Source organism: Streptomyces durocortorensis (genome assembly GCF_016901035.1).
In the GTDB taxonomy this organism is placed as follows: Bacteria; Actinomycetota; Actinomycetes; order Streptomycetales; family Streptomycetaceae; genus Streptomyces; species Streptomyces durocortorensis.
This window is the reverse complement of the sequence record NZ_JAFEUF010000130.1, coordinates 1-20384: the sequence shown is the minus strand read 5'-3', so window position 1 is coordinate 20384 and position 20384 is coordinate 1. Positions and strand designations below refer to the sequence as shown.

The 20384-nt window shown below is 72.1% G+C and carries 20 protein-coding genes; 10 read left to right on the top strand and 10 right to left on the bottom strand.

The window, feature by feature from the left end:
• Window positions 1–89: 89 nt before the first annotated feature.
• Window positions 90–1358, bottom strand: a complete 1269-nt coding sequence (locus JS521_RS22555) for a L,D-transpeptidase (protein WP_205084762.1) — start codon at window positions 1356–1358, stop codon at window positions 90–92.
• Between the two features lie 236 nt (window positions 1359–1594).
• Window positions 1595–2044, bottom strand: coding sequence for a hypothetical protein (locus JS521_RS22550; protein WP_239487669.1), 450 nt, complete (start codon window positions 2042–2044; stop codon window positions 1595–1597).
• 107 nt (window positions 2045–2151) lie between these two features.
• Between JS521_RS22550 and JS521_RS22545 the strand changes: the two genes are divergently transcribed.
• Entirely contained in the window at window positions 2152–2451 is a 300-nt protein-coding gene (locus JS521_RS22545; RefSeq protein WP_205084761.1) for a hypothetical protein, read from the top strand.
• A gap of 181 nt (window positions 2452–2632) precedes the next feature.
• Here the strand turns inward: JS521_RS22545 and hutH are convergent, their stop codons facing one another.
• On the bottom strand, window positions 2633–4183 hold the full coding sequence (hutH, locus tag JS521_RS22540; protein WP_205084760.1) for a histidine ammonia-lyase: 1551 nt from the start codon (window positions 4181–4183) through the stop codon (window positions 2633–2635).
• A 154-nt stretch (window positions 4184–4337) separates the two neighbouring features.
• Here hutH and JS521_RS22535 point away from each other — a divergent pair, with 154 nt between their 5' ends.
• Complete coding sequence (locus JS521_RS22535; protein WP_205084759.1) at window positions 4338–5078, top strand: translation initiation factor IF-2; 741 nt, start codon at window positions 4338–4340, stop codon at window positions 5076–5078.
• Window positions 5079–5151: 73 nt separating this feature from the next.
• Here the strand turns inward: JS521_RS22535 and JS521_RS22530 are convergent, their stop codons facing one another.
• The 4 genes from JS521_RS22530 to JS521_RS22515 all read right to left on the bottom strand — a co-directional run bounded on the left by JS521_RS22530 (window position 5152) and on the right by JS521_RS22515 (window position 9721).
• Window positions 5152–6306, bottom strand: coding sequence for a GGDEF domain-containing protein (locus JS521_RS22530; protein WP_205084758.1), 1155 nt, complete (start codon window positions 6304–6306; stop codon window positions 5152–5154).
• A gap of 103 nt (window positions 6307–6409) precedes the next feature.
• Window positions 6410–7222: an enoyl-CoA hydratase/isomerase family protein gene (locus JS521_RS22525; protein ID WP_205084757.1), complete on the bottom strand. Its 813-nt coding sequence runs from the start codon at window positions 7220–7222 to the stop codon at window positions 6410–6412.
• A gap of 149 nt (window positions 7223–7371) precedes the next feature.
• The gene (locus JS521_RS22520; protein ID WP_006127111.1) at window positions 7372–8571 is read right to left on the bottom strand and encodes an adenylate/guanylate cyclase domain-containing protein; all 1200 of its coding nucleotides are present in this window, start codon (window positions 8569–8571) and stop codon (window positions 7372–7374) included.
• Window positions 8572–8851: 280 nt separating this feature from the next.
• Window positions 8852–9721, bottom strand: a complete 870-nt coding sequence (locus JS521_RS22515) for a biotin--[acetyl-CoA-carboxylase] ligase (protein WP_205084756.1) — start codon at window positions 9719–9721, stop codon at window positions 8852–8854.
• A gap of 229 nt (window positions 9722–9950) precedes the next feature.
• On the opposite strand from JS521_RS22515, the gene JS521_RS22510 reads away from it, so the two are divergent.
• From JS521_RS22510 to JS521_RS22500, 4 genes are all read left to right on the top strand, one after another.
• Window positions 9951–11531 (top strand): acyl-CoA carboxylase subunit beta, encoded by a 1581-nt coding sequence (locus JS521_RS22510; RefSeq protein ID WP_205084755.1) that lies wholly within the window; start codon window positions 9951–9953, stop codon window positions 11529–11531.
• A gap of 42 nt (window positions 11532–11573) precedes the next feature.
• Entirely contained in the window at window positions 11574–11780 is a 207-nt protein-coding gene (locus JS521_RS22505) for an acyl-CoA carboxylase epsilon subunit (RefSeq protein WP_010058521.1), read from the top strand.
• Between the two features lie 75 nt (window positions 11781–11855).
• Window positions 11856–11984, top strand: coding sequence for a morphogenic membrane protein MmpB (mmpB, locus tag JS521_RS37245; RefSeq protein WP_010058523.1), 129 nt, complete (start codon window positions 11856–11858; stop codon window positions 11982–11984).
• A 70-nt stretch (window positions 11985–12054) separates the two neighbouring features.
• On the top strand, window positions 12055–12672 hold the full coding sequence (locus JS521_RS22500; protein WP_205084754.1) for a nucleoside triphosphate pyrophosphatase: 618 nt from the start codon (window positions 12055–12057) through the stop codon (window positions 12670–12672).
• On the opposite strand, the gene JS521_RS22495 is transcribed toward JS521_RS22500, so the two are convergent.
• Window positions 12653–13087, bottom strand: a complete 435-nt coding sequence (locus JS521_RS22495) for a hypothetical protein (protein WP_205084753.1) — start codon at window positions 13085–13087, stop codon at window positions 12653–12655. The two genes, JS521_RS22500 and JS521_RS22495, sit on opposite strands and share 20 nt — an antisense overlap.
• Before the next feature lie 353 nt (window positions 13088–13440).
• Between JS521_RS22495 and JS521_RS22490 the strand changes: the two genes are divergently transcribed.
• Both JS521_RS22490 and JS521_RS22485 read left to right on the top strand, forming a co-directional pair.
• On the top strand, window positions 13441–15195 hold the full coding sequence (locus JS521_RS22490) for an acetyl/propionyl/methylcrotonyl-CoA carboxylase subunit alpha (protein WP_205084752.1): 1755 nt from the start codon (window positions 13441–13443) through the stop codon (window positions 15193–15195).
• 101 nt (window positions 15196–15296) lie between these two features.
• Complete coding sequence (locus tag JS521_RS22485) at window positions 15297–15908, top strand: TetR/AcrR family transcriptional regulator (RefSeq protein ID WP_443732187.1); 612 nt, start codon at window positions 15297–15299, stop codon at window positions 15906–15908.
• 62 nt (window positions 15909–15970) lie between these two features.
• On the opposite strand, the gene JS521_RS22480 is transcribed toward JS521_RS22485, so the two are convergent.
• Entirely contained in the window at window positions 15971–16933 is a 963-nt protein-coding gene (locus tag JS521_RS22480) for a DeoR/GlpR family DNA-binding transcription regulator (protein WP_205084750.1), read from the bottom strand.
• A gap of 186 nt (window positions 16934–17119) precedes the next feature.
• Entirely contained in the window at window positions 17120–18559 is a 1440-nt protein-coding gene (locus tag JS521_RS22475; protein ID WP_007458836.1) for an NAD(P)H-quinone dehydrogenase, read from the bottom strand.
• Window positions 18560–18819: 260 nt separating this feature from the next.
• On the opposite strand from JS521_RS22475, the gene JS521_RS22470 reads away from it, so the two are divergent.
• Window positions 18820–19257, top strand: coding sequence for a gamma-glutamylcyclotransferase family protein (locus tag JS521_RS22470; protein ID WP_006127099.1), 438 nt, complete (start codon window positions 18820–18822; stop codon window positions 19255–19257).
• A 116-nt stretch (window positions 19258–19373) separates the two neighbouring features.
• A complete protein-coding gene (locus JS521_RS22465) occupies window positions 19374–20198 on the top strand; it encodes a purine-nucleoside phosphorylase (protein ID WP_205084749.1) in 825 nt (274 codons plus the stop codon).
• Window positions 20199–20384 lie beyond the last annotated feature (186 nt).

The window sequence follows — 20384 nt, the reverse complement described above, 5'->3', positions numbered from 1 at the left end:
GGGGGGGGGGGGGGGGGGGCGCGGGGGGGGGGGCGGCCGGGGGGCGGGGGGGGGCGGGGGGGGTGAAGCGGGAGAGCGGGACGGGTGGATCAGGCCTGGGAGCCGGCCGTCCACTCGGCCCAGCTCATGTTCCAGCCGTTGAGGCCGTTGTCCGGGGTGATCGTCTTGTCCGGGGAGTTCTTGACGATGACCACGTCGCCGACCATCGAGTTGTCGTAGAACCAGGCGCCGGGGGCGTTGGGGTCGTTCGCGCCCTTCACGTCGGCGAGGCCCACGCAGCCGTGGCTGGTGTTGGCGGTGCCGAAGATGCCCTTGCCCCAGTAGTTGCCGTGGATGAACGTGCCCGACGTGGACAGGCGCATGGCGTGCGGCACGTCCTTGATGTCGTACTCGCCCTTGCCGTCGTCATCGGTGAAGCCGACGGTGGCGCCGTTCATCCGGGTCTCCTTGTGCTTCTCGGAGATCACCATCTGACCGTTGTACGTGGGGTTGTCGGGGGAGCCCGCGGAGATCGGGATCGTCTTGATCGTCTTGCCGTCGCGGGTGATCGTCATCTGCTTGGTCTTCGCGTCGACGGTGGAGACCTGGTTGCGGCCGACCTTGAAGGTCACGGTCTTCTGCTGGACGCCGAAGACGCCGTCCGCGCCCTCGACTCCGTCGAGCGCCAGCTTCAGGGTGACGGTGGAGCCGCCCTGCCAGTAGTCCTCCGGGCGGAAGTCCAGGCGCTGGCCGTTGAACCAGTGGCCCACGACCTCCTGGCCGCTGCTGGAGGTCACGGTGATGCCGTCCTGGACGGCCTTCTTGTCCGTGATCGCCTTGTTGAAGTTGATCGAGACGGGCATCCCGACGCCGACCGTGGAGCCGTCCTCGGGGGTGAAGTTCCCGATGAAGCTGTTGTCGGGCGAGACGGTGGTGAAGGAGCTGTTCTCGTGGGCCTCGCGGCCCTTCGAGTCGGCCGCCGTCGCGTCGATCTTGTACGTGGTGGAGCGCTCCAGCTGACCCGCGGGCTTCCAGCTGGAGCCGTCGGCCGCCAGCGTGCCCTCGACCGGGGTGCCGTCCTGCGTCGTCATGACGACCTTGGTCAGCTTGCCCTTGGTGACGGTGACCTGGGCCGCGTTGTTGATGCTGGCGTTGGTGGCGCCGTTCTTCGGCTTGATCGCTATCTGCGCCTCGGAGGCGTCCGCGGCTGCCGCCTTGTCGACGTCCTGCTGCGAGGACTCCGAGGTGCCGGTGTTCGCCTTGCCACCCTTGTCGCCGTCGTCGGTACAGGCCGAAAGCACCAACACGCCGCCGAGCAGTGCGGACACGGCCACGAGGCCCTTGCGCCGCTTGCTGTCCGTCATCACACGCTTCTCCATCGTTGCCGATTTCCCCAAAATCCCCGGACGGGACCGCCAGGCGGCATTCCCCGTCAATGTTCCAAGAACACCCGGAAAGGGCGGTCCGTTCCGCATCCTCGACAGATGTGGGGAACACCACTCATCGACGCCGCCCCGGCGGTCAATGGTTCCCATGGCAGAACCCCGGTTTTCTCCGCCGCACGGCGCGGCCCCGGTCCGCAGGTGAGCGGGGCCGGGGCCGGTGTTCTCACACGTCACACCCGCTGCGCGGGGTCACCGTCCTCGCCGTCGTTCTTCCCATTGTGCGCGACCGAGTCGCCGTACCCCTCCTCGTCGTCCCCGTCCCGCGGCAGGAACAGGTCCTCATCGCCGTCGTCCGCCTCGTCCCAGCCCTCCGCGTCGGGGTCGTACTCGATCGACTCGCTGCTCCAGGAGGCCTGGGCCAGCTCGACCCCGGGCACCTCGCTGACCAGGTCGAAGGGGTCGACCAGCGAGGCGAGGGCCTCTGCACCGTCTGCCCGGACCGTGGCTTCGGCATGCATCCGTTCCTCGGCGGTGTCGCTCCCGGCGACGGCCGCGACGGGCTCCCCGTACTCGGCGGCGATGGATTCGAGCGCGGTGCCGGTCAGGGCGTCGAGGTCGGTGACCTCCAGCACCATCTCGACGCGAAGTCGAACAAACCTGGATGTCTCATCTGTGCTCATGGCCGGAGCGTAAGGCCCGGCGGGGCCACGACTTTCCACCGACCCGCTGCTTTGCTTAGCATCGGCCCACGGGGCTAACTCATGGTTGTCGCAAGGGGATCGAATCTGTGTCCGTCGCTCGTCGCACACTGCTGACCGCCACCGCCGCAGGCACGCTGCTGGCCGCTCTCTGGTTCGTCCCGTCGGCCAACGCGACCGGTGAGCACGCCGAGCAGCAGGGCGGCCCGGCCGCCACGTCCGACCGGACCGCCGGCAAGGCCGACGACGCCTCCGGGGCGCGCCTCGCCGACACCGGTCCCGGCCTGGACACCACGCCGTATCTCATCGGCGGCACCGCCCTGTTGGGCGTCGGCGCGGGCTTCGTGACCTACTCGGTACGCCGCTCCGGGGAACGCTCGGCCTACTGACCCGCGTACGGGTACGAAGAGGTCCCCGCACCCCCCGGCGCGGGGACCTTCCCCCTCCGTACGCGCACGGAACCGGCTCGGACCAGTTCCGTACGCGTACGGGTACGGGGTACGGCTCAGCCCCATCCCGTACGCGTACGGGAGCGGCTCAGACCCCTCCCCGTACGCGCACGGAAGCGGTTCAGGCCAGCGGCCCGGTGACCGGCTCCACGGCGGCGACCAGGCGCCCTTCCCGTACGAACGTGTCGGCTGCGGCCAGGTCCGGCGCGAGGAAGCGGTCCGGGCCCGGGCCCTCGGCGCCGGCTGCCCGCAGGGCGTCCACGGCGGCCTGCGAGGCGGGGGCGGGGGTGAGCCCCTGGGCGGCGCGCAGCTCCACCGCGCGGGTCGCCGCGTACAGCTCGACCGCGACGATCCGGGCCAGATTGTCCACGGCGGTACGGAGTTTGCGCGCGCCGGACCAGCCCATGGAGACGTGGTCCTCCTGCATCGCAGAGGACGGGATGGAGTCGGCGGAGGCGGGAACGGCGAGCCGCTTCATCTCGCTGACCAGGGCGGCCTGGGTGTACTGGGCGATCATCAGACCCGAGTCGACCCCGGCGTCGTCCGCGAGGAACGGCGGCAGGCCGTGCGAGCGGTTCTTGTCCAGCAGCCGGTCCGTGCGGCGTTCGCAGATCGAGCCGAGGTCGGCGGCGACGATCGCGAGGAAGTCCAGGACGTACGCGACGGGCGCGCCGTGGAAGTTGCCGTTGGACTCGACCCGGCCGTCGGGGAGCACCACCGGGTTGTCGACGGACGAGGCCAGTTCACGGCCCGCGACGACGGCCGCGTAGTCGAGGGTGTCGCGGCCCGCACCGTTGACCTGAGGGGCGCAGCGTACGGAGTAGGCGTCCTGGACCCGGGGCGCGTCGTCCTGGTGATGACCCGTCAGGCCCGAACCGGCCAGCACCCGCAGCATGTTGTCCGCGCTCGCGCCCTGACCGGGGTGCGGGCGGATGGCGTGCAGCTCGGGGGCGAGCACCTTGTCGGTGCCGAGCAGCGCCTCCAGGGAGAGGGCGGCGGTGATGTCGGCGGAGGTGTAGAGGTTCTTCAGGTCGGCGAGGGCCATGACCAGCATGCCGAGCATGCCGTCGGTGCCGTTGAGGAGGGCCAGGCCCTCCTTCTCGCGCAGCTCGACCTGGGCGATGCCGTGGGCGGCGAGCAGTTCGCCGGCGGGGCGGACCGTGCCGTCGGGGCCCTCCGCGTCGCCCTCGCCCATCAGGGTGAGCGCGCAGTGCGAGAGCGGGGCGAGGTCGCCGGAGCAGCCGAGCGAGCCGTACTCGTGGACGACGGGCGTGATGCCCGCGTTCAGCAGGTCGGCCATGGTCTGCGCGACCTCGGGGCGTACGCCGGTGTGGCCGGAGGCGACCGTCTTGAGCCGGAGGAACATCAGCGCGCGGACGACCTCGCGCTCGACGCGCGGGCCCATGCCGGCCGCGTGCGAGCGGACGATGTTGCGCTGGAGCTGCGCCCGCAGTTCGGGGCTGATGTGACGGCTGGCGAGCGCGCCGAAGCCGGTGGAGACGCCGTAGACCGGCTCGGGCTTGGCGGCGAGCGCGTCCACGATGAGGCGGGCGGCGGCGAGGGCTTCCACGGCGGCGGCGGAGAGCTCGACCCGGGCGCCGTGGCGGGCCACGGCGACGACGTCCTCGGCGGTGGTTCCGGACGTCCCCACCACGACAGTGTGCATATCCATATTCAGCAGCGTACGGACTGAAACCCTCCATGTCACTAGTGCTGCCGCGCAGGGCCCCTTACGAGGCCGGCCGAGGACGTCGGCGGTCCGCCTGCGCTCGCCTGCCGCTCTCCTGCCACTTGCCCTCCGCTCGCGATACGTGAAGGCTGCACGCATGCGCCGACTCCTGCTGCTCGCACCGCTGTTGCTGTTCACCGTCACCGGATGCGGCGTGGTGCAGTCCTCCGAGAGCGAGGCGACGGAGGAGGCCCGCGCGGTGGCCAGGACGGCCGGCGAGCGGCTGTACGGCCAGCGGCCCCGCACGGCGGAGGAGGTCGGCCGCTCCGCCGCCGGTCTCGACGGGGTGGAGGTGCTGCGCCTGAAGGGCGCCTCGACCCACGAGGGGGACGGCGTCGAGGTGACCGTCCGCACCTCCGGCTCGGCGTACGACGACACGTTCGACCCCGAGCCGGTCACCGTGGTGCGCTGCTTCGCGGTGCGGGTGTCGCCCCGGACCGAGTGGCGGGAGAACCCCCGGTCCGTGGACTGCCCGGACGGCCCCCGGCTGACCTTCGCCCCGCCGCCGCCCCCGCCCGAGCTGCCGTACGAGGAGCTGGAGGCGAAGCTTCCCCGGGTGCCGGAGGGCGGCCGGGTGGACGAGGCCGAGGTGCGGCGCAGGGTCGCCGCGCTGGACATGGACCGGGCGATCGACGTCGAGGTGCAGGCGAACGACAACGGCAGGGTCGGCGTCCTCCTGTCGGTCAAGGGCAACGGTTACGACCCGCAGGACTGCCTGCTCGCCCGGGTGAGCCCCGGCGCCACGGAGGTGTGGGTGCCGTCCCGGATGCAGCGGATGCCCGGGGAAGGCGGCTGCACCATCAGCAACGCCCTGACCCGGATGCCGCCCCCGCACTGAGACGGCACGCCGGCCCCACGGCGGGCCGGGGCCGGGGCCCACACTCCTCACGACGGGCCGGGGGTCACACCCCTCACGGCCGGTTGCCGCGGAGCCTGCGCCGGTCGTGTGCGGACTTCGGCGGCGAGTCCGCGAGCCGGAGGACCTCGCCGTCCCGCCCGGCCACCACCGGCCCCAGCGAGCGGGCCGCCTTGGCCCGGTACTGCGCGGCGTCCGCGAGCCGGAACAGCCGGCGGGCCGATCGCACCGGGCCGATCGGGTCACCCGTCGACGCGACCCCGCACGCGACCCCCTCGCCCAGCTCGATCACCGCCGCCCGGTCACACAGCTCGGTGGCGACGCCGACCACCGCGTCGGCCGGTGGGCCCGCCGCGAGCAGGCAGAACTCGTCGCCGCCCAGCCGGGCCGCGAGCGCCTCCGGCAACATCGCCCCGCACAGCGACAGCACCGAGCCGAAACGTTCCAGCAGGCGGTCGCCGACGGCGTGCCCGTGGGTGTCGTTCACCGCCTTGAGGCCGTTCAGGTCGCAGACGACGAGGCTGACGACCGTGTCGTCGACGCGGTGCCGCTCCACCGCCTCGTCGAGGCGGATGTCGACCGCGCGGCGGTTGGCCAGTCCGGTCAGCGGGTCGGTGAAGGCCAGCTTGCGGACCTCCTCCAGGCGTTCGGTCTGGGCGATCCCGGAGGCCACGACGGCGGCGAGCACGGTCGCGAAGTCGGCGTCGGCCCGGTCGAACACGGGCTGCCCGGCCGGCCGCGCCACGTACAGCTCGCCCCACGCCCGACCGTGCAGCACGATCGGCGCGACCACGCAGCAGCCCCGGCCGCGCCGCCGCAGCGCGGCGACCCGCTGGTGGCAGTACGGGCGGGCGCCGCGCGCCGGACCGCCCGCACCGGGCTGCCCGTCGGCGGTCTCCACCCAGGCGTCGGGTTCGCCGCCGCCGGCCCAGCGCTCGTGCAGGAACTCGGTGATCTCCGGGAACTCGTGGACCGGGTAGGCCTCCTCCTCGGGGAACTCCTCCTCCCCCTCGGCCCGTTGCCCCGCGTTCACCAGCACCCGCAGCCTGCCCCGGTCCCGCTCCCACACGGAGAGCGCGGCGAAACTGCCGCTCAGCGCATCGCAGGCGCCCAGCGCCGCCGCCCGCCACGACTCGCGCGGCGTGTAGGCCGCGGCCATGGTCTGCGCCAGCGAAACCACGGCCCGCAGCCGTTCGTCGTCACCACCCATTTCTACAGCCTATGTAGATTTGTCCCCTTTTGATCAGTTTGGTGCGTAACTAATTTCAACTATTTCCGATCGACGCGTCACCCTGTGTCACGCACGCGCGTCGTCACTCGCCGGGCCAGTCGGGGCGCCGCTTCTCGTTGAACGCGGCCACCCCCTCCGCCCGGTCCCCGGAGAAGGCCACCGAACGCCAGGCCGCGTCCTCGACCTCCAGGCCCGCCCGCAGATCGAGCCCCTGCCCCAGCCGGAGCGCCTTCTTGGCCGCCCGCAGCCCGACCGGCGAGTTGGCGGCGATCCGGGCGCCCAGGGCGAGGGCCTCCTCGCGGTCCCGGCCCGCCGCGACCAGCTCGTCCACCAGCCCCAGTTCGCGCGCCTCGGCGGCCTCGACGCGGCGGGCGCTGAACACCAGCTCGGCGGCGCGGGCCGCACCGACGCGGCGCGGCAGCAGTTGCGTACCGCCGCCGCCGGGGATGACGCCCACGGACACCTCGGGCAGCCCGACCACGGCGGTGGCGTCGGCGACGATCACATCGCAGGCGAGGGCGAGTTCGAAGCCGCCGCCGAGGGCGAAGCCGTGCACGGCGGCGATCACCGGCATCGGCAGTTCCAGGACCCCGGTGTAGGCGGCGCGGGCGGTGGGCCGCTGGCGGACGAGGTCGGCGTCGGAGAAGGAGTTGCGCTCCTTGAGGTCCGCGCCCACGCAGAAGGCCCGCTCATGGCTGGAGGTCAGGACGGTGGCCCGGACGTCCCGGTCGGCGCCGAGCGCGTCGCAGGCGACGGCGATGGAGCGGGCCATGTCGGTGGAGACGGCGTTCATGGCCTTGGGCCGGTCGAGGACCAGCTCGGCGACGTGGTCCTGCCCCTCGTGCCGCCGTACGACGACGAACTCCCCGTACCGCTGCTCGGACGTGACGGTCATGGCTGCTCCCCAGTCGGTCGACGGCGCTGTCGGTTGACGACAGCTGCGGGAAGACGCCCGTTGCCGTTAACGAGCGTTACCCGGCAGGAATCCTAGACAGGACCACCGGACCGCCGACAGGGCGAAGCCGTAACCGAAGCCGTAACCGCTCAGGAGCCGGTCTTCCCCCGCCGGGCCAGCAGCCACGGCTCCACCACGCCGAGCCCGCGCACCGGGCGCTGCCACATCGGCTGGAGCCCGAAGCGGTACGTGGGCAGGGGCGGCTCGTCGTCCGGCTCGCGGCCCTCCTTCTCGGCCAGCCGGGCCCGCTCGGCGGCGGCCGCGACGGCCTCGGCGGCCTGCGCCTCGGACTCGGGGGCGTCGCCGTGGCGGACCAGCTCCTTGGCGAACGCCCCGTCGACCAGAACGGCGTCCTTCGGAGCTATCGAGGTGAGCCGGCTGGCGAGGTTCACCGTGGTGCCGAAGACATCGCCCATCCGGGTGGTGACCGTGCCGAAGGCGATGCCGACGCGCAGGGCGGGCATCGTCTCGTCCTGGGACATGGCCTCGATGAGCCGGAGCGCTATCTCCGCGGCCGTACCCGCGTCGTCGGCGGCGAAGAGGACCTCGTCGCCGAGGGTCTTGATGAGCCGGCCGCCGTGCGCGGCGACCAGGTCGGCGGCGGTCGTCTCGAAGGACTCGACCAGCTCGCCGAGCTCCTCCTCCTCCAGGCGCCGGGTCAGCCGGGTGAAGCCGACGAGATCCGCGAAGCCGACCGCGAGCCGCCGGTCGACCATCTCCTCGTCGTCCGCCGCCTGCACGACACGCCCGGTGGCGGCGGCCAGCTGGCGCCGCCACACGTAGACGAGGAACTCCTGGAGCTCCGGCAGCAACAGCTCGACCAGCGGATACGTGACCTCGGTGCGGGTCATGCCGGGCTCGGGCGGCTCGGTCAGGCCCTCCAGGAACGAGTCGATCTGCCACTCGGCCAGCCGGGCGGTGGTCTGCCCGGTGGAGCGGGCGACCTGGATCGCCATCGGCTCGCTGAGCAGCCCCGCCTCGACGAGACCGGCGAGCCGCCGCAGGGCGAGGACGTCGGCCTCGGTGAGCGCCTTGGCCTGGCCGATGTCGGCGAAGCCCATGGCCCGCCAGAACCGGGAGGCCAGATCCATCGAGACCCCGGCGGTGCGGGCCGCCTGGAAGGGCGTGTAGCGCCTGTCGGCCCCCAGGATCAGCGCTTCGAGGCGGATGGCGAGGGGGTCGTCGGTCGGTTCCACCGTGTGGTCGACCTCGTGGTGGGGTGTGGCATGGACCGAGGAGTCCGCCCCGGGCTCCTCGCCCGCGCCGGACGACGTGTCGCCGACGGTCACCAGCCGCCTCCTGCCCGTTCCCTGCGCACTGCCTGCCGATCTGTCGCTGATCGCCCCAACAGTGATCTGTCGCTGGATCGCCTCAACAATACGGCAGGTGTGCTCTGGCTCACGTCCTTGGTCGCCCGTCCAGGGTGCGTCGCGCGTGACATCCGCGGCGTAAGCGCTCTCACGTCCGTACGCCATCGGGGGCGATGCTCGCCCCGGGTCCGTACGCCGTCCGGGGGCGGCGGCCTCCCCGCGTCCGTACGCCGTCGGGGGCCGGGGGCCTGGGGCCGCCTCAGGTCAGACCGCCCGCCGCGCCCCGCAGGTGGACGATGTCCCCGGCGGACACCGGCTGCTGGAGGCCGTCCTCGGTGGAGAGGACCAGCCGGCCGTCCCCGTCGATCGCGACCGCCTCGCCGACCAGGGACGCGCCCCCCGGCAGCTCGGCCCGCACGGCCCGGTCCAGCGTCGCGCAGCCGGCCGCGTAGGCGGCCTGGAGCCCGCTCGCGGCCGCGTCGCCGTCGGCCGCCTTCCACTTCCCGTACCAGTGCTCCAGCGAGCGCAGGACCGCCCGCAGCAGGGTCTCCCGGTCGGTGGAGACCGCTCCGGCGAGGGCGAGGGAGCCCGCGGTGGGGGCGGGCAGTTCGTCGGCGCGGAGCGAGACGTTGATGCCGAGGCCGACGACGATGCCGTCCCCCGCGAACTCGCCGAGGATGCCGCCCGCCTTGCGCTCCTCCCTCTCCACGGAGACGAGCAGGTCGTTGGGCCACTTCAGCGACATGTCGACACCGGCCGACTTGGCGAGCCCGGTCGCGGCGGCGACCCCGGCCAGCAGCGGCACCCACCCCCACCGCTCCACCGGGATGTCGCCGGGCTCCAGGCAGACCGAGAAGAACAGCCCGGAGCGGGGCGGCGCGGTCCAGCTCCGCTCCAGCCGTCCGCGCCCCGCGGTCTGCTCCTCGGCGACCAGCACCGTGCCTTCGCCCGCCGCCCCGCCGCGGGCCCGCCCGGCGAGGTCGGTGTTGGTGGATCCGGTGGACTCCACGACCTCCAGCGACGTCCACAGCGCGTCGGGCCGCAGCAGTCCGCGGCGCAGCGCGGTCTCGTTGAGGGGCGGCCGGTCGAGGTCCGACCAGCGGTTGTGTGACGCATCCGGTGGTGTCATGCAACCCAGCCTAGGTGTGGCAAAGGACGCACTGCCTTTCCGGAGGCGCGCCGATACCCTACGAGTCAGTAGCCGCCGCGCTCGGAAGCCGCAGCGTTGCGGCGCGACGAAGCAGAGCCACACAACCGAGTTACGAGTCAGTAGCCGCAGAGCCGGACAGACGACCGCCCGTCCCCCCGTGACCGCCACCGGTCGTCGTCCCCGTGACCAGGCAGGGAGCCGCCCCCCGATGTCCGAGCCGCAGAGCGACATCCACACCACCGCGGGCAAGCTCGCGGACCTGAGCCGCCGCATCGACGAAGCGACGCACGCGGGTTCGGCCCGCGCGGTCGAGAAGCAGCACGCGAAGGGCAAGCTGACGGCCCGTGAGCGGGTCGAGCTGCTCCTGGACGAGGGCTCCTTCGTGGAGCTCGACGAGTTCGCCCGGCACCGCTCCACCAACTTCGGCATCGAGAAGAACCGCCCGTACGGGGACGGTGTCGTCACCGGTTACGGCACGGTCGACGGCCGCCCGGTATGCGTGTACTCGCAGGACTTCACCATTTTCGGCGGTTCGCTCGGCGAGGTCTACGGCGAGAAGATCGTCAAGGTCATGGACTTCGCGCTGAAGACCGGCTGTCCGGTCATCGGCATCAACGACGGCGGCGGCGCGCGGATCCAGGAAGGCGTGGCGGCCCTCGGCCTGTTCGCCGAGATCTTCCGCCGCAACGTGCACGCCTCCGGGGTGATCCCGCAGATCTCGCTGATCGTCGGCCCGTGCGCGGGCGGCGCCGTCTACTCCCCCGCGATCACCGACTTCACGGTGATGGTCGACCAGACCTCGCACATGTTCATCACCGGACCCGACGTCATCAAGACGGTCACCGGCGAGGACGTCGGCTTCGAGGAGCTGGGCGGAGCCCGTACGCACAACACCACCTCCGGGGTGGCACACCACATGGCGGGTGACGAGAAGGACGCCATCGAGTACGTCAAGTCGCTGCTGTCGTACCTGCCTTCGAACAACCTCTCCGAGGCCCCGGCGTTCCCGGAGGAGGCGGACCTCGCCACCACCGACGAGGACCGCGAGCTGGACACGCTCATCCCGGACTCGGCGAACCAGCCCTACGACATGCACACCGCGATCGAGCACGTCCTGGACGACGCCGAATTCCTGGAGACCCAGGCCCTGTTCGCGCCGAACATCATCACCGGCTTCGGCCGGGTCGAGGGCCACCCGGTCGGGATCGTCGCCAACCAGCCGATGCAGTTCGCCGGTTGCCTGGACATCGACGCGAGCGAGAAGGCGGCCCGCTTCGTCCGCACCTGCGACGCGTTCAACGTGCCCGTGATCACCTTCGTGGACGTGCCGGGCTTCCTGCCGGGCGTGGACCAGGAGTACGGCGGCATCATCCGGCGCGGCGCGAAGCTGATCTACGCCTACGCGGAGGCGACGGTCCCGCTGATCACCGTCATCACCCGCAAGGCCTTCGGCGGCGCGTACGACGTGATGGGCTCCAAGCACCTGGGCGCGGACCTGAACCTGGCCTGGCCGACCGCGCAGATCGCCGTCATGGGGGCGCAGGGCGCGGTGAACATCCTGCACCGCCGGACCATCGCCGCCGCCGAGGACCCGGACGCGACCCGCGCCGCGCTGATGACGGACTACGAGGACGCGCTGCTCAACCCGTACGTGGCGGCCGAGCGCGGTTACGTGGACGCGGTGATCATGCCGTCCGACACCCGGGCCCACATCGTCAAGGGCCTGCGTCAACTCCGTACGAAGCGGGAATCCCTTCCCCCGAAGAAGCACGGCAACATCCCGCTGTAGCCGTCGGCCCACCCGCTCACCCGCTCACAGAGAGGTCTGCCCATGATCAAGGTCGTACGGGGCAACCCCACGCCGGAGGAGCTGGCCGCCGCCGTGGCGGTGGTCCAGGCGCGTGCCGCCGCCGCGTCCGCCGTGTCGTCCGGCGCCCCGCTGCCGCCCGAGCAGTGGTCCGACCCGGGCCGCATCGCCCGCACCGGCCGCCCGCAGCCGGGCCCCCGGGCCTGGGCCCGGACGTACTGGCCGGCCTGAGCCGGACCGGGCGCCGCCGCCTGTTGAGTACCCGTACTCAGGCGCGGCGGCGCCCGGCGCAGCAGGATCGGAAGCATGCTGTGGTCCGACCCCGAGAACAAGCCGCCGAAGGAACTGCGCGACGCCCAGGCGATGATGCGCAGAGCGGGCGTCCTGCTGGCGCTGGCGATGCTGGTGGCGATGTTCGTGCTCGGCATCCACTGAGCGGTACGACCGCCCGGCGGTGCGCCCGCCGGGCACTGCGAGGTCCACGGCCCTTCCGGGCCCTTCTACGATGGCGCGCATGACTGATCAGCCTCAGCGCCGTCTCGTGCTCGCCTCCGCCTCCCCCGCCCGTCTCGGTCTGCTGCGCCAGGCCGGATTCGCCCCCGAGGTGATCGTCAGCGGGGTGGACGAGGACGCCCTGAGCGCACCGACCCCCGCCGAGCTGGCGCTCGTCCTGGCCCGGGCCAAGGCGGCGGCGGTCGCCGAGCGCCCCGAAGCGGCGGGCGCGCTGGTCATCGGCTGCGACTCGGTGCTGGAGCTGGACGGCGAGCCGCTCGGCAAGCCCGCCGACGCCGAGGAGGCCACCGCCCGCTGGAAGGCGATGCGCGGCCGGGCGGGCGTCCTGCAGACCGGCCACAGCGTGATCGACACCGCCTCCGGCCGTACGGCCTCGGCGACGGCGTCCACGGTCGTACGGTTCGGCGAGCCGAGCGACGCCGAGGTCGCCGCCTACGTGGCCACCGGCGAGCCGCTGCACGTGGCGGGGGCGTTCACGCTGGACGGCCGCTCGGCCCCGTTCGTCGACTCGATCGAGGGCGACCACGGCAATGTCATCGGCCTGTCGCTGCCGCTGCTGCGCCGGCTGCTGGGCGAGCTGGACGTGTCGGTCACGGAGCTGTGGGTGTGAGTTCGGGCCGCTGGGTCTGAGGCCGGCTCTCGGGCCCGTACGACAGCAGGGTGAGCACCAGCAGGGCCAGCACCGCCATCATGAACGCGAAGGCGGCCCAGCCCACCAGGCCGACGGTGACCGCGCCGAGGACGCCGTGCACGACCGCGCAGCCGATCAGGACGATCCGTCCGACGCGGCCGGGGGTGCGGTCGCGTACTCCGGCGATCAGGGCTATCAGCCCGCACAGGACCAGCAGCAGCCCGGAGACACCGCCCATCACCCAGGTCCCGGCGGACATGGCGTCCGGGTCCATTCCCGCGAGCGACATGTGCTGGTTCTCGGCGACCGTGGCCAGGACGGCGTTGATGAGCACGATGCCCACCGCTTCCCCGAACAGCACGAGCGCGGTCACGATCGCCACTGGTCTGCGCATCAGCGTCCCACCCCTGTTACCTCTGGTACGTGCGTAGCGCGGACGCTACTCGCGGGTATTCCTCCGGACAAGGGGTTGGACGGGCCCGGGGGCCGGGCAAAGAATCCACCGGCCGTTCGTAGGGAGTCCACAAAGAAACGCCGTGAGGCGTTGACCCTAGAGACAGAGACCTGGACCACACCGGGTGGTTACTGTGCGGTTGAGGATCCCGGCGTACCGTGGTGCCACAAGGAATTTCACTTCTGGGGCAAGCCTCGGATCACACTCCGTGTGGCCAAGCTCACCATTGGGGACAGGTCGTACGGCCGTGTCGGTAGTCCCTAAAATCAGCTTGTTTCGAGGAGGGAGTCATCGTGCGCAAGGTGCTCATCGCCAACCGTGGCGAAATCGCTGTCCGCGTTGCTCGGGCGTGCCGGGACGCGGGGATCGCGAGTGTCGCGGTCTACGCCGAGCCGGACCGGGACGCGCTGCATGTCCGGGCCGCTGACGAGGCGTTCGCCCTGGGCGGTGACACCCCGGCCGCCAGCTATCTGGACATGGCCAAGGTGCTGCAGGCCGCGGCGGACTCCGGGGCGGACGCGATCCACCCGGGGTACGGATTCCTGTCGGAGAACGCGGAGTTCGCCCAGGCCGTCCTGGACGCCGGGCTGACCTGGATCGGCCCGCCGCCGCAGGCCATCCGCGATCTCGGCGACAAGGTCGCCGCCCGGCACATCGCCCAGCGCGCCGGCGCCCCGCTCGTCGCGGGCACCCCGGACCCGGTCTCCGGCTCCGACGAGGTCGTCGCGTTCGCCGAGCAGAACGGCCTGCCGATCGCGATCAAGGCCGCCTTCGGCGGTGGCGGGCGCGGTCTGAAGGTGGCCCGCACGCTGGAGGAGATCCCGGAGCTGTACGACTCCGCGGTCCGCGAGGCGGTCGCGGCGTTCGGCCGGGGCGAGTGCTTCGTCGAGCGCTACCTCGACAAGCCGCGCCACGTGGAAACCCAGTGCCTGGCCGACCAGCACGGCAACGTGGTCGTCGTCTCCACCCGTGACTGCTCGCTCCAGCGTCGCCACCAGAAGCTGGTGGAGGAGGCCCCGGCCCCCTTCCTGACCCAGGCGCAGAACGACGAGCTGTACGCGGCGTCCAAGGCGATCCTGAAGGAAGCCGGTTACGTCGGCGCGGGCACGGTCGAGTTCCTGGTCGGCGTCGACGGCACGATCTCCTTCCTGGAGGTCAACACCCGCCTCCAGGTCGAGCACCCGGTCACCGAAGAGGTCACGGGCATCGACCTCGTACGCGAGATGTTCCGCATCGCCGACGGCGAGGAGCTCGGCTACGGCGACCCGGCGGTGCGCGGCCACTCCTTCGAGTTCCGGATCAACGGCGAGGACCCGGGCCGGGGCTTCCTGCCCGCCCCCGGCACGGTGACGCTGTTCGCCCCGCCCACCGGCCCCGGTGTCCGCCTGGACGCGGGCGTCGAGTCCGGCTCGGTCATCGGCCCGGCGTGGGACTCGCTCCTGGCCAAGCTGGTCGTCACCGGCGCCACCCGCGAGCAGGCGCTCCAGCGGGCCGCCCGCGCGCTGGCGGAGTTCCAGGTCGAGGGCATGGCCACCGCGATCCCGTTCCACCGGGCCGTCGTCGCCGATCCCGCGTTCACCGCGGACCCGTTCACCGTGCACACCCGGTGGATCGAGACCGAGTTCGTCAACGACATCAAGCCCTTCGCCGCGCCCGCCGACGCGGACGCGGAGGACGAGGCCGGACGGGAGACCGTCGTCGTCGAGGTCGGCGGCAAGCGCCTGGAAGTCTCGCTGCCGTCCTCGCTGGGCATGAGCCTGGCGCGTACGGGCCTCGCGGCCGGGGCCAAGCCGAAGCGTCGCGCGGCCAAGAAGGCCGGCTCCGCCGCTTCCGGCGACTCCCTCGCCTCGCCCATGCAGGGCACCATCGTCAAGATCGCGGTGGAGGAGGGCCAGGAGGTCAAGGAGGGCGACCTCGTCGTCGTCCTTGAGGCCATGAAGATGGAGCAGCCGCTCAACGCGCACCGCTCCGGCACCGTCAAGGGACTCACCGCCGAGGTCGGCGCCTCGGTCTCCTCCGGCGCGCTGATCTGCGAGATCAAGGACTGACCGCAAGGCATGCTCCGAAGGGTCCGCGGGGGCCGTGAGGTCAGAGGGGTCCGAGGACCGAGGGAGGGGCGGAAGCCATGGCAGGGGCGATCCCGATGGACATGGACACGAGCACGGCGCAGCCGACAGCGCGTGCGGACGCGAGCCCGGAACAGCCGCCGGCCCGGCCGAGGGGCGCGGACGCGCGCAGGAACCACGACCGGCTGGTGGGCGAGGCGCGCAGGTCCTTCGCCGAGCACGGTACGGACGCCTCGCTGGAGGACATCGCCCGGCGGGCGGGCGTGGGCATCGGCACCCTCTACCGGCACTTCCCGAACCGGGACGCCCTGATGAACGCGGTCTTCCAGGACGCCCTGGGCTCACTCCTGGACCGCTCCAGGGAACTGGCGGCGGCGGAAGCGCCGTGCCGGGCACTGGTGGAGTGGCTGGGCGCGATCGTCACTCATGCGGGTGAGTACCGCGGCCTGGCCCACAGCCTGATGTCCGCCTCGCGCGACGAGAGCTCGGCCCTGGTGCAGTGCCATCTGCCGCTCCGGGAAGCGGGCGCGGGGCTGCTGCGGCGGGCGCAGGAGAGCGGGTCGGTGCGGGGCGATGTCTCGATCGACGACCTGCTCCAGCTGACGAACGCGATCGCGTTGGCCGCCGAGCAGTCGCCGGATGACCCGGAGTTGGCGGACCGGCTGCTGCGGCTGACGCTGCGCGGGCTGAAGTAGCCGAACCAGCCCCTCCGGCGTTTGAGGAGCGGGGGTTCGGGGGCAGCGCCCCCGACACGGCCCTACCGCCGTCGCAGGTCCGCCACGCGCGCTCCCCGCTCACCCGGCACGTCCGCCAGCGCCGACGCACTGCGCAACTGCGGCCCGAGGCCGCCGTTCTGCGTGCGCCGCTGGCCGGGCAGGGGCATGTCCCGGCGGGGCTGACGCCCCGGAGGGGGGCCCTCCCCGCCGGACGCGTCCGCCTCCGGACCGGCCACCGTGATCTCCACGCCCTGGTCCGCCAGGGACTGGAGTTCGGCGGCGGCCCGCTCGTCGTGGAGCGGCGGCTCGTCCGTGACCAGGCGGGTGATCAGCTCCGTGGGCACCGTCTGGAACATGGTGTCGGCGCCCAGCTTCGTGTGGTCCGCCAGGACGACCACCTCCGCTGCGGCCTGCACGAGAGCCCGGTCGACGCTGGCCGAGAGCATGTTGGAGGTGGACAGGCCACGCTCCGCCGTGAGGCCGCTCCCGGAGAGGAAGGCCCGGGAGACCCGCAGCCCCTGGAGGGACTGCTCGGCCCCGCTGCCCACCAGCGCGTAGTTGCTCCCGCGCAGGGTGCCGCCGGTCATGACGACTTCGACCCGGTTGGCATGGGCCAACGCCTGGGCCACCAGTAGCGAGTTGGTGACGACGGTCAGACCGGGAACCCGCGCGAGCCGGCGGGCCAGCTCCTGCGTGGTCGTGCCGGCGCCGACCACGATGGCCTCGCCCTCGCCGACGAGGCCCGCGGCCAGGTCGGCGATCGCAGTCTTCTCCGCGGTGGAGAGATGGGATTTCTGCGGAAAGCCGGACTCCCGCGTAAAACCGCCCGGCAAGACCGCACCGCCGTGCCGGCGGTCGAGGAGTCCTTCTGCCTCCAGTGCCCGCACGTCACGCCGTACGGTCACTTCGGAGGTCTGGACGACGCGGGCGAGCTCACGGAGCGATACCGCCCCGTTGGCGCGCACCATTTCGAGGATCAATTGACGACGTTCTGCAGCGAACACGAAACTGACAGTAACCTGGCCGCCGGTGAGTTTTCAGCAGTTTGCGTCGAATAACAGAAGTTGTACTTCAAAGGGGCCTCCAAGTGGTATAGGAGGCCCCTTTGTTGTTCGGGGTTGATCGCCAAGCGACCCCAGCGCCGCCCGCACTGCCGGGGGTTGACGCTGATTGTCCGGCTTTCCGGGCTCTCAGCCCTCGCCCGTGAGCTTGCGGGTGTGCAACTGCCGGGCCACTTCGGCGATCGATCCGGACAGGGACGGGTACACGGTGAAAGCGTTTGCGATCTGTTCCACCGTCAGGTTGTTGTCGACCGCGATCGAGATGGGGTGGATCAGCTCGCTGGCGCGCGGCGCGACGACACAGCCGCCGACGACGATCCCCGTACCGGGACGGCAGAAGATCTTGACGAAGCCGTCGCGGATGCCCTGCATCTTGGCGCGCGGATTGCGCAGCAGCGGCAGCTTCACCACGCGGGCCTCGATCTTGCCCGCGTCGACCTCGGCCTGGCTGTAGCCGACGGTGGCGATCTCCGGGTCGGTGAAGACGTTGGCGGAGACGGCCTTGAGGTTCAGCGGGGCGACCGCGTCGCCGAGGAAGTGGTACATCGCGATCCGGCCCTGCATCGCGGCGACCGAGGCCAGCGCGAAGATCCCGGTGACGTCGCCGGCCGCGTAGACGCCGGGGGCGCTGGTGCGCGAGACCCGGTCGGTGAGGACGTGCCCGGAGTCCTTGAGCCGTACGCCGGCCTCCTCCAGGCCCATGCCCGCGGTGTTCGGGATCGCGCCGACCGCCATCAGGCAGTGCGAACCGGTGATGACCCGGCCGTCGGCCAGCGTCACCTCGACCCGGTCGCCGACCCGCTTGGCGGACTGGGCGCGGGAGCGGGCCATGACGTTCATCCCGCGGCGGCGGAAGACGTCCTCCAGGACCGCGGCGGCGTCCGGGTCCTCGCCCGGCAGCACCCGGTCGCGGGAGGAGACGAGGGTGACGCGGGAGCCGAGCGCCTGGTAGGCCCCGGCGAACTCGGCGCCGGTGACACCGGATCCGACGACGATGAGCTCCTCGGGCAGCTCGTCGAGGTCGTAGACCTGGGTCCAGTTCAGGATGCGCTCGCCGTCGGGCTGCGCGTCCGGGATCTCCCGGGGGTGCCCGCCGGTCGCTATCAGCACCGCGTCGGCGGTCAGCCGCTCCTCGGTGCCGTCTGCGGCGGTGACGACGACCTGGCGGGAGCCGTCGGCGGCCTGGAGCCCGTCGAGCCGGCCCCGGCCGCGCATCACGCGGGCGCCGGCCCGGGTGACGGAGGCGGTGATGTCGTGGGACTGGGCGAGCGCGAGGCGCTTGACCCGGCGGTTGACCTTGCCGAGGTCCACGCCGACGACCCGGGCGGCCTGCTCCACGTGCGGGGTGTCGTCGGCGACGATGATGCCCAGTTCCTCGTAGGAGGAGTCGAAGGTGGTCATCACCTCGGCCGTCGCGATCAGGGTCTTCGAGGGCACGCAGTCCGTGAGGACCGAGGCCCCGCCGAGACCGTCGCAGTCGACGACGGTCACCTCCGCGCCGAGCTGGGCGCCCACCAGGGCTGCCTCGTAGCCGCCGGGGCCGCCGCCGATGATCACGATCCGGGTCACGAAAAGTCCGCCTCGCGTTGTGTAACCCGCGGCCGTCTGCCGCCCCGGCCGGGGGTCCGGGGGATCGCCCCGGGGGGAATGCAGTACGTACTCCATTGTCCCGCACGCGCCAAGGTGCTTCGCCCCGGGGCCCTCCATACGGGAACGAGCCCCCGGAACGGGCCCCACGCCCGCCCCTCACTCCCCGCCCCGCTCCCCCGACCGGGGCCTTCGTCACAGGAACCGTCGCTCCCGCCGCCACCTCCCGTACCCTCGGACCCATGTCGCTCTACGCCGCGTACGCCGGCAACCTCGACGCGCGGCTGATGACCCGCCGCGCCCCGCATTCCCCGATGCGCAGCACCGGCTGGCTCAACGGCTGGCGGCTGACCTTCGGCGGGGAGCAGATGGGCTGGGAGGGGGCGCTGGCCACCGTGGTGGAGGCGCCGCGCTCCCAGGTCTTCGTCGCGCTGTACGACCTGGCGCCGATGGACGAGGACTCCATGGACCGCTGGGAGGGCGTCGGCCTCGACATCTACCGCCGGATGCGCATCCGGGTGCACACCCTGGACGGCGAGGAGCCGGCCTGGATCTACGTGCTCAACGGGTACGAGGGCGGGCTGCCCTCGGCGCGCTATCTGGGCGAGATCGCGGACGCCGCGGAATCCGCCGGAGCGCCTCACGACTATGTGATGGAACTGCGCAAGCGCCCCTGCTGACCAGGGCGGATCCGGGCCCGCCCGCTCCCCCTTCGTGCGAAAGCACAAAGACCTCCGACGTGTCTTTGCGCCCGTGCATCTACGCGCGTAGGGATTCAGCGGTTACGCTCGTCCGCGTGAACGCATCTGTTATTCCGGACAACATCCAGGGCGACCCGCAGGCGGCCGCCGCCGGGGCCGCCGCCCGCCTGCGCGAGCTGACCGGCGCCGAGACCCATGACGTCGCCCTGGTCATGGGCTCCGGCTGGGCACCCGCGGGCGAAGCACTCGGCGTCCCGGAGGCCGAGTTCCCCGTGACCGAGCTGCCCGGTTTCCCGGCGCCCGCCGTCGAGGGCCACGGCGGCACGGTCCGCTCGTACAAGATCGGCGAGAAGCGCGCGCTGGTCTTCCTCGGCCGCACGCACTTCTACGAGGGCCGGGGCGTCGCCGCCGTCGCCCACGGCGTCCGTACGGCGGTGGCCGCGGGCTGCAAGACCGTCGTCCTGACGAACGGCTGCGGCGGTCTGCGCGAGGGCATGCGACCGGGACAGCCGGTGCTGATCAGCGACCACATCAACCTGACGGCCGCCTCGCCGATCATCGGCGCCAACTTCGTCGACCTGACCGACCTGTACTCGCCGCGGCTGCGCGCGCTGTGCAAGGAGATCGACGACACCCTCGAAGAGGGCGTGTACGTCCAGTTCCCCGGCCCGCACTACGAGACCCCCGCCGAGATCAACATGGTCCGGGTCATGGGCGGCGACCTGGTGGGCATGTCCACGGTCCTGGAGGCCATCGCGGCCCGTGAGGCGGGCGCCGAGGTGCTCGGCCTCTCGCTGGTCACCAACCTGGCGGCGGGCCTGTCCGGCGAACCCCTCAACCACGAGGAGGTCCTCCAGGCCGGCCGCGACTCGGCGACCCGGATGGGCGCGCTGCTGGCGAGCGTGCTGGAGCGCATCTGAAGCCGAGCCCGGCTTCCCGGGCCGCCTTTCCCGCCTCTCCGGCGGCCCGTCCAGCTCATCCCGCGCCCCGGGACCGGGCCGTCTCCGTGGCTCCACGCGCTGGAGGACCGGGCCGTTCCAGCCCCTCCGGCGTTTGAGGAGCGGGCCGTTACATCCCAGTCACTTATAAACATAACCCAGCCCACC

What these genes read in the sequence shown, in the direction of transcription:
- JS521_RS22555 (WP_205084762.1), bottom strand. Translation starts at nt 1,358, where the DNA reads ATGGAGAAGCGTGTGATGACGGACAGCAAGCGGCGCAAGGGCCTCGTG.
- JS521_RS22550 (WP_239487669.1), bottom strand. Translation starts at nt 2,044, where the DNA reads ATGAGCACAGATGAGACATCCAGGTTTGTTCGACTTCGCGTCGAGATG.
- hutH (WP_205084760.1), bottom strand. Translation starts at nt 4,183, where the DNA reads ATGGATATGCACACTGTCGTGGTGGGGACGTCCGGAACCACCGCCGAG.
- JS521_RS22535 (WP_205084759.1), top strand. Translation starts at nt 4,338, where the DNA reads ATGCGCCGACTCCTGCTGCTCGCACCGCTGTTGCTGTTCACCGTCACC.
- JS521_RS22530 (WP_205084758.1), bottom strand. Translation starts at nt 6,306, where the DNA reads ATGGGTGGTGACGACGAACGGCTGCGGGCCGTGGTTTCGCTGGCGCAG.
- JS521_RS22525 (WP_205084757.1), bottom strand. Translation starts at nt 7,222, where the DNA reads ATGACCGTCACGTCCGAGCAGCGGTACGGGGAGTTCGTCGTCGTACGG.
- JS521_RS22515 (WP_205084756.1), bottom strand. Translation starts at nt 9,721, where the DNA reads ATGACACCACCGGATGCGTCACACAACCGCTGGTCGGACCTCGACCGG.
- JS521_RS22510 (WP_205084755.1), top strand. Translation starts at nt 9,951, where the DNA reads ATGTCCGAGCCGCAGAGCGACATCCACACCACCGCGGGCAAGCTCGCG.
- JS521_RS22505 (WP_010058521.1), top strand. Translation starts at nt 11,574, where the DNA reads ATGATCAAGGTCGTACGGGGCAACCCCACGCCGGAGGAGCTGGCCGCC.
- mmpB (WP_010058523.1), top strand. Translation starts at nt 11,856, where the DNA reads ATGCTGTGGTCCGACCCCGAGAACAAGCCGCCGAAGGAACTGCGCGAC.
- JS521_RS22500 (WP_205084754.1), top strand. Translation starts at nt 12,055, where the DNA reads ATGGCGCGCATGACTGATCAGCCTCAGCGCCGTCTCGTGCTCGCCTCC.
- JS521_RS22495 (WP_205084753.1), bottom strand. Translation starts at nt 13,087, where the DNA reads ATGCGCAGACCAGTGGCGATCGTGACCGCGCTCGTGCTGTTCGGGGAA.
- JS521_RS22485 (WP_443732187.1), top strand. Translation starts at nt 15,297, where the DNA reads ATGGACACGAGCACGGCGCAGCCGACAGCGCGTGCGGACGCGAGCCCG.
- JS521_RS22470 (WP_006127099.1), top strand. Translation starts at nt 18,820, where the DNA reads ATGTCGCTCTACGCCGCGTACGCCGGCAACCTCGACGCGCGGCTGATG.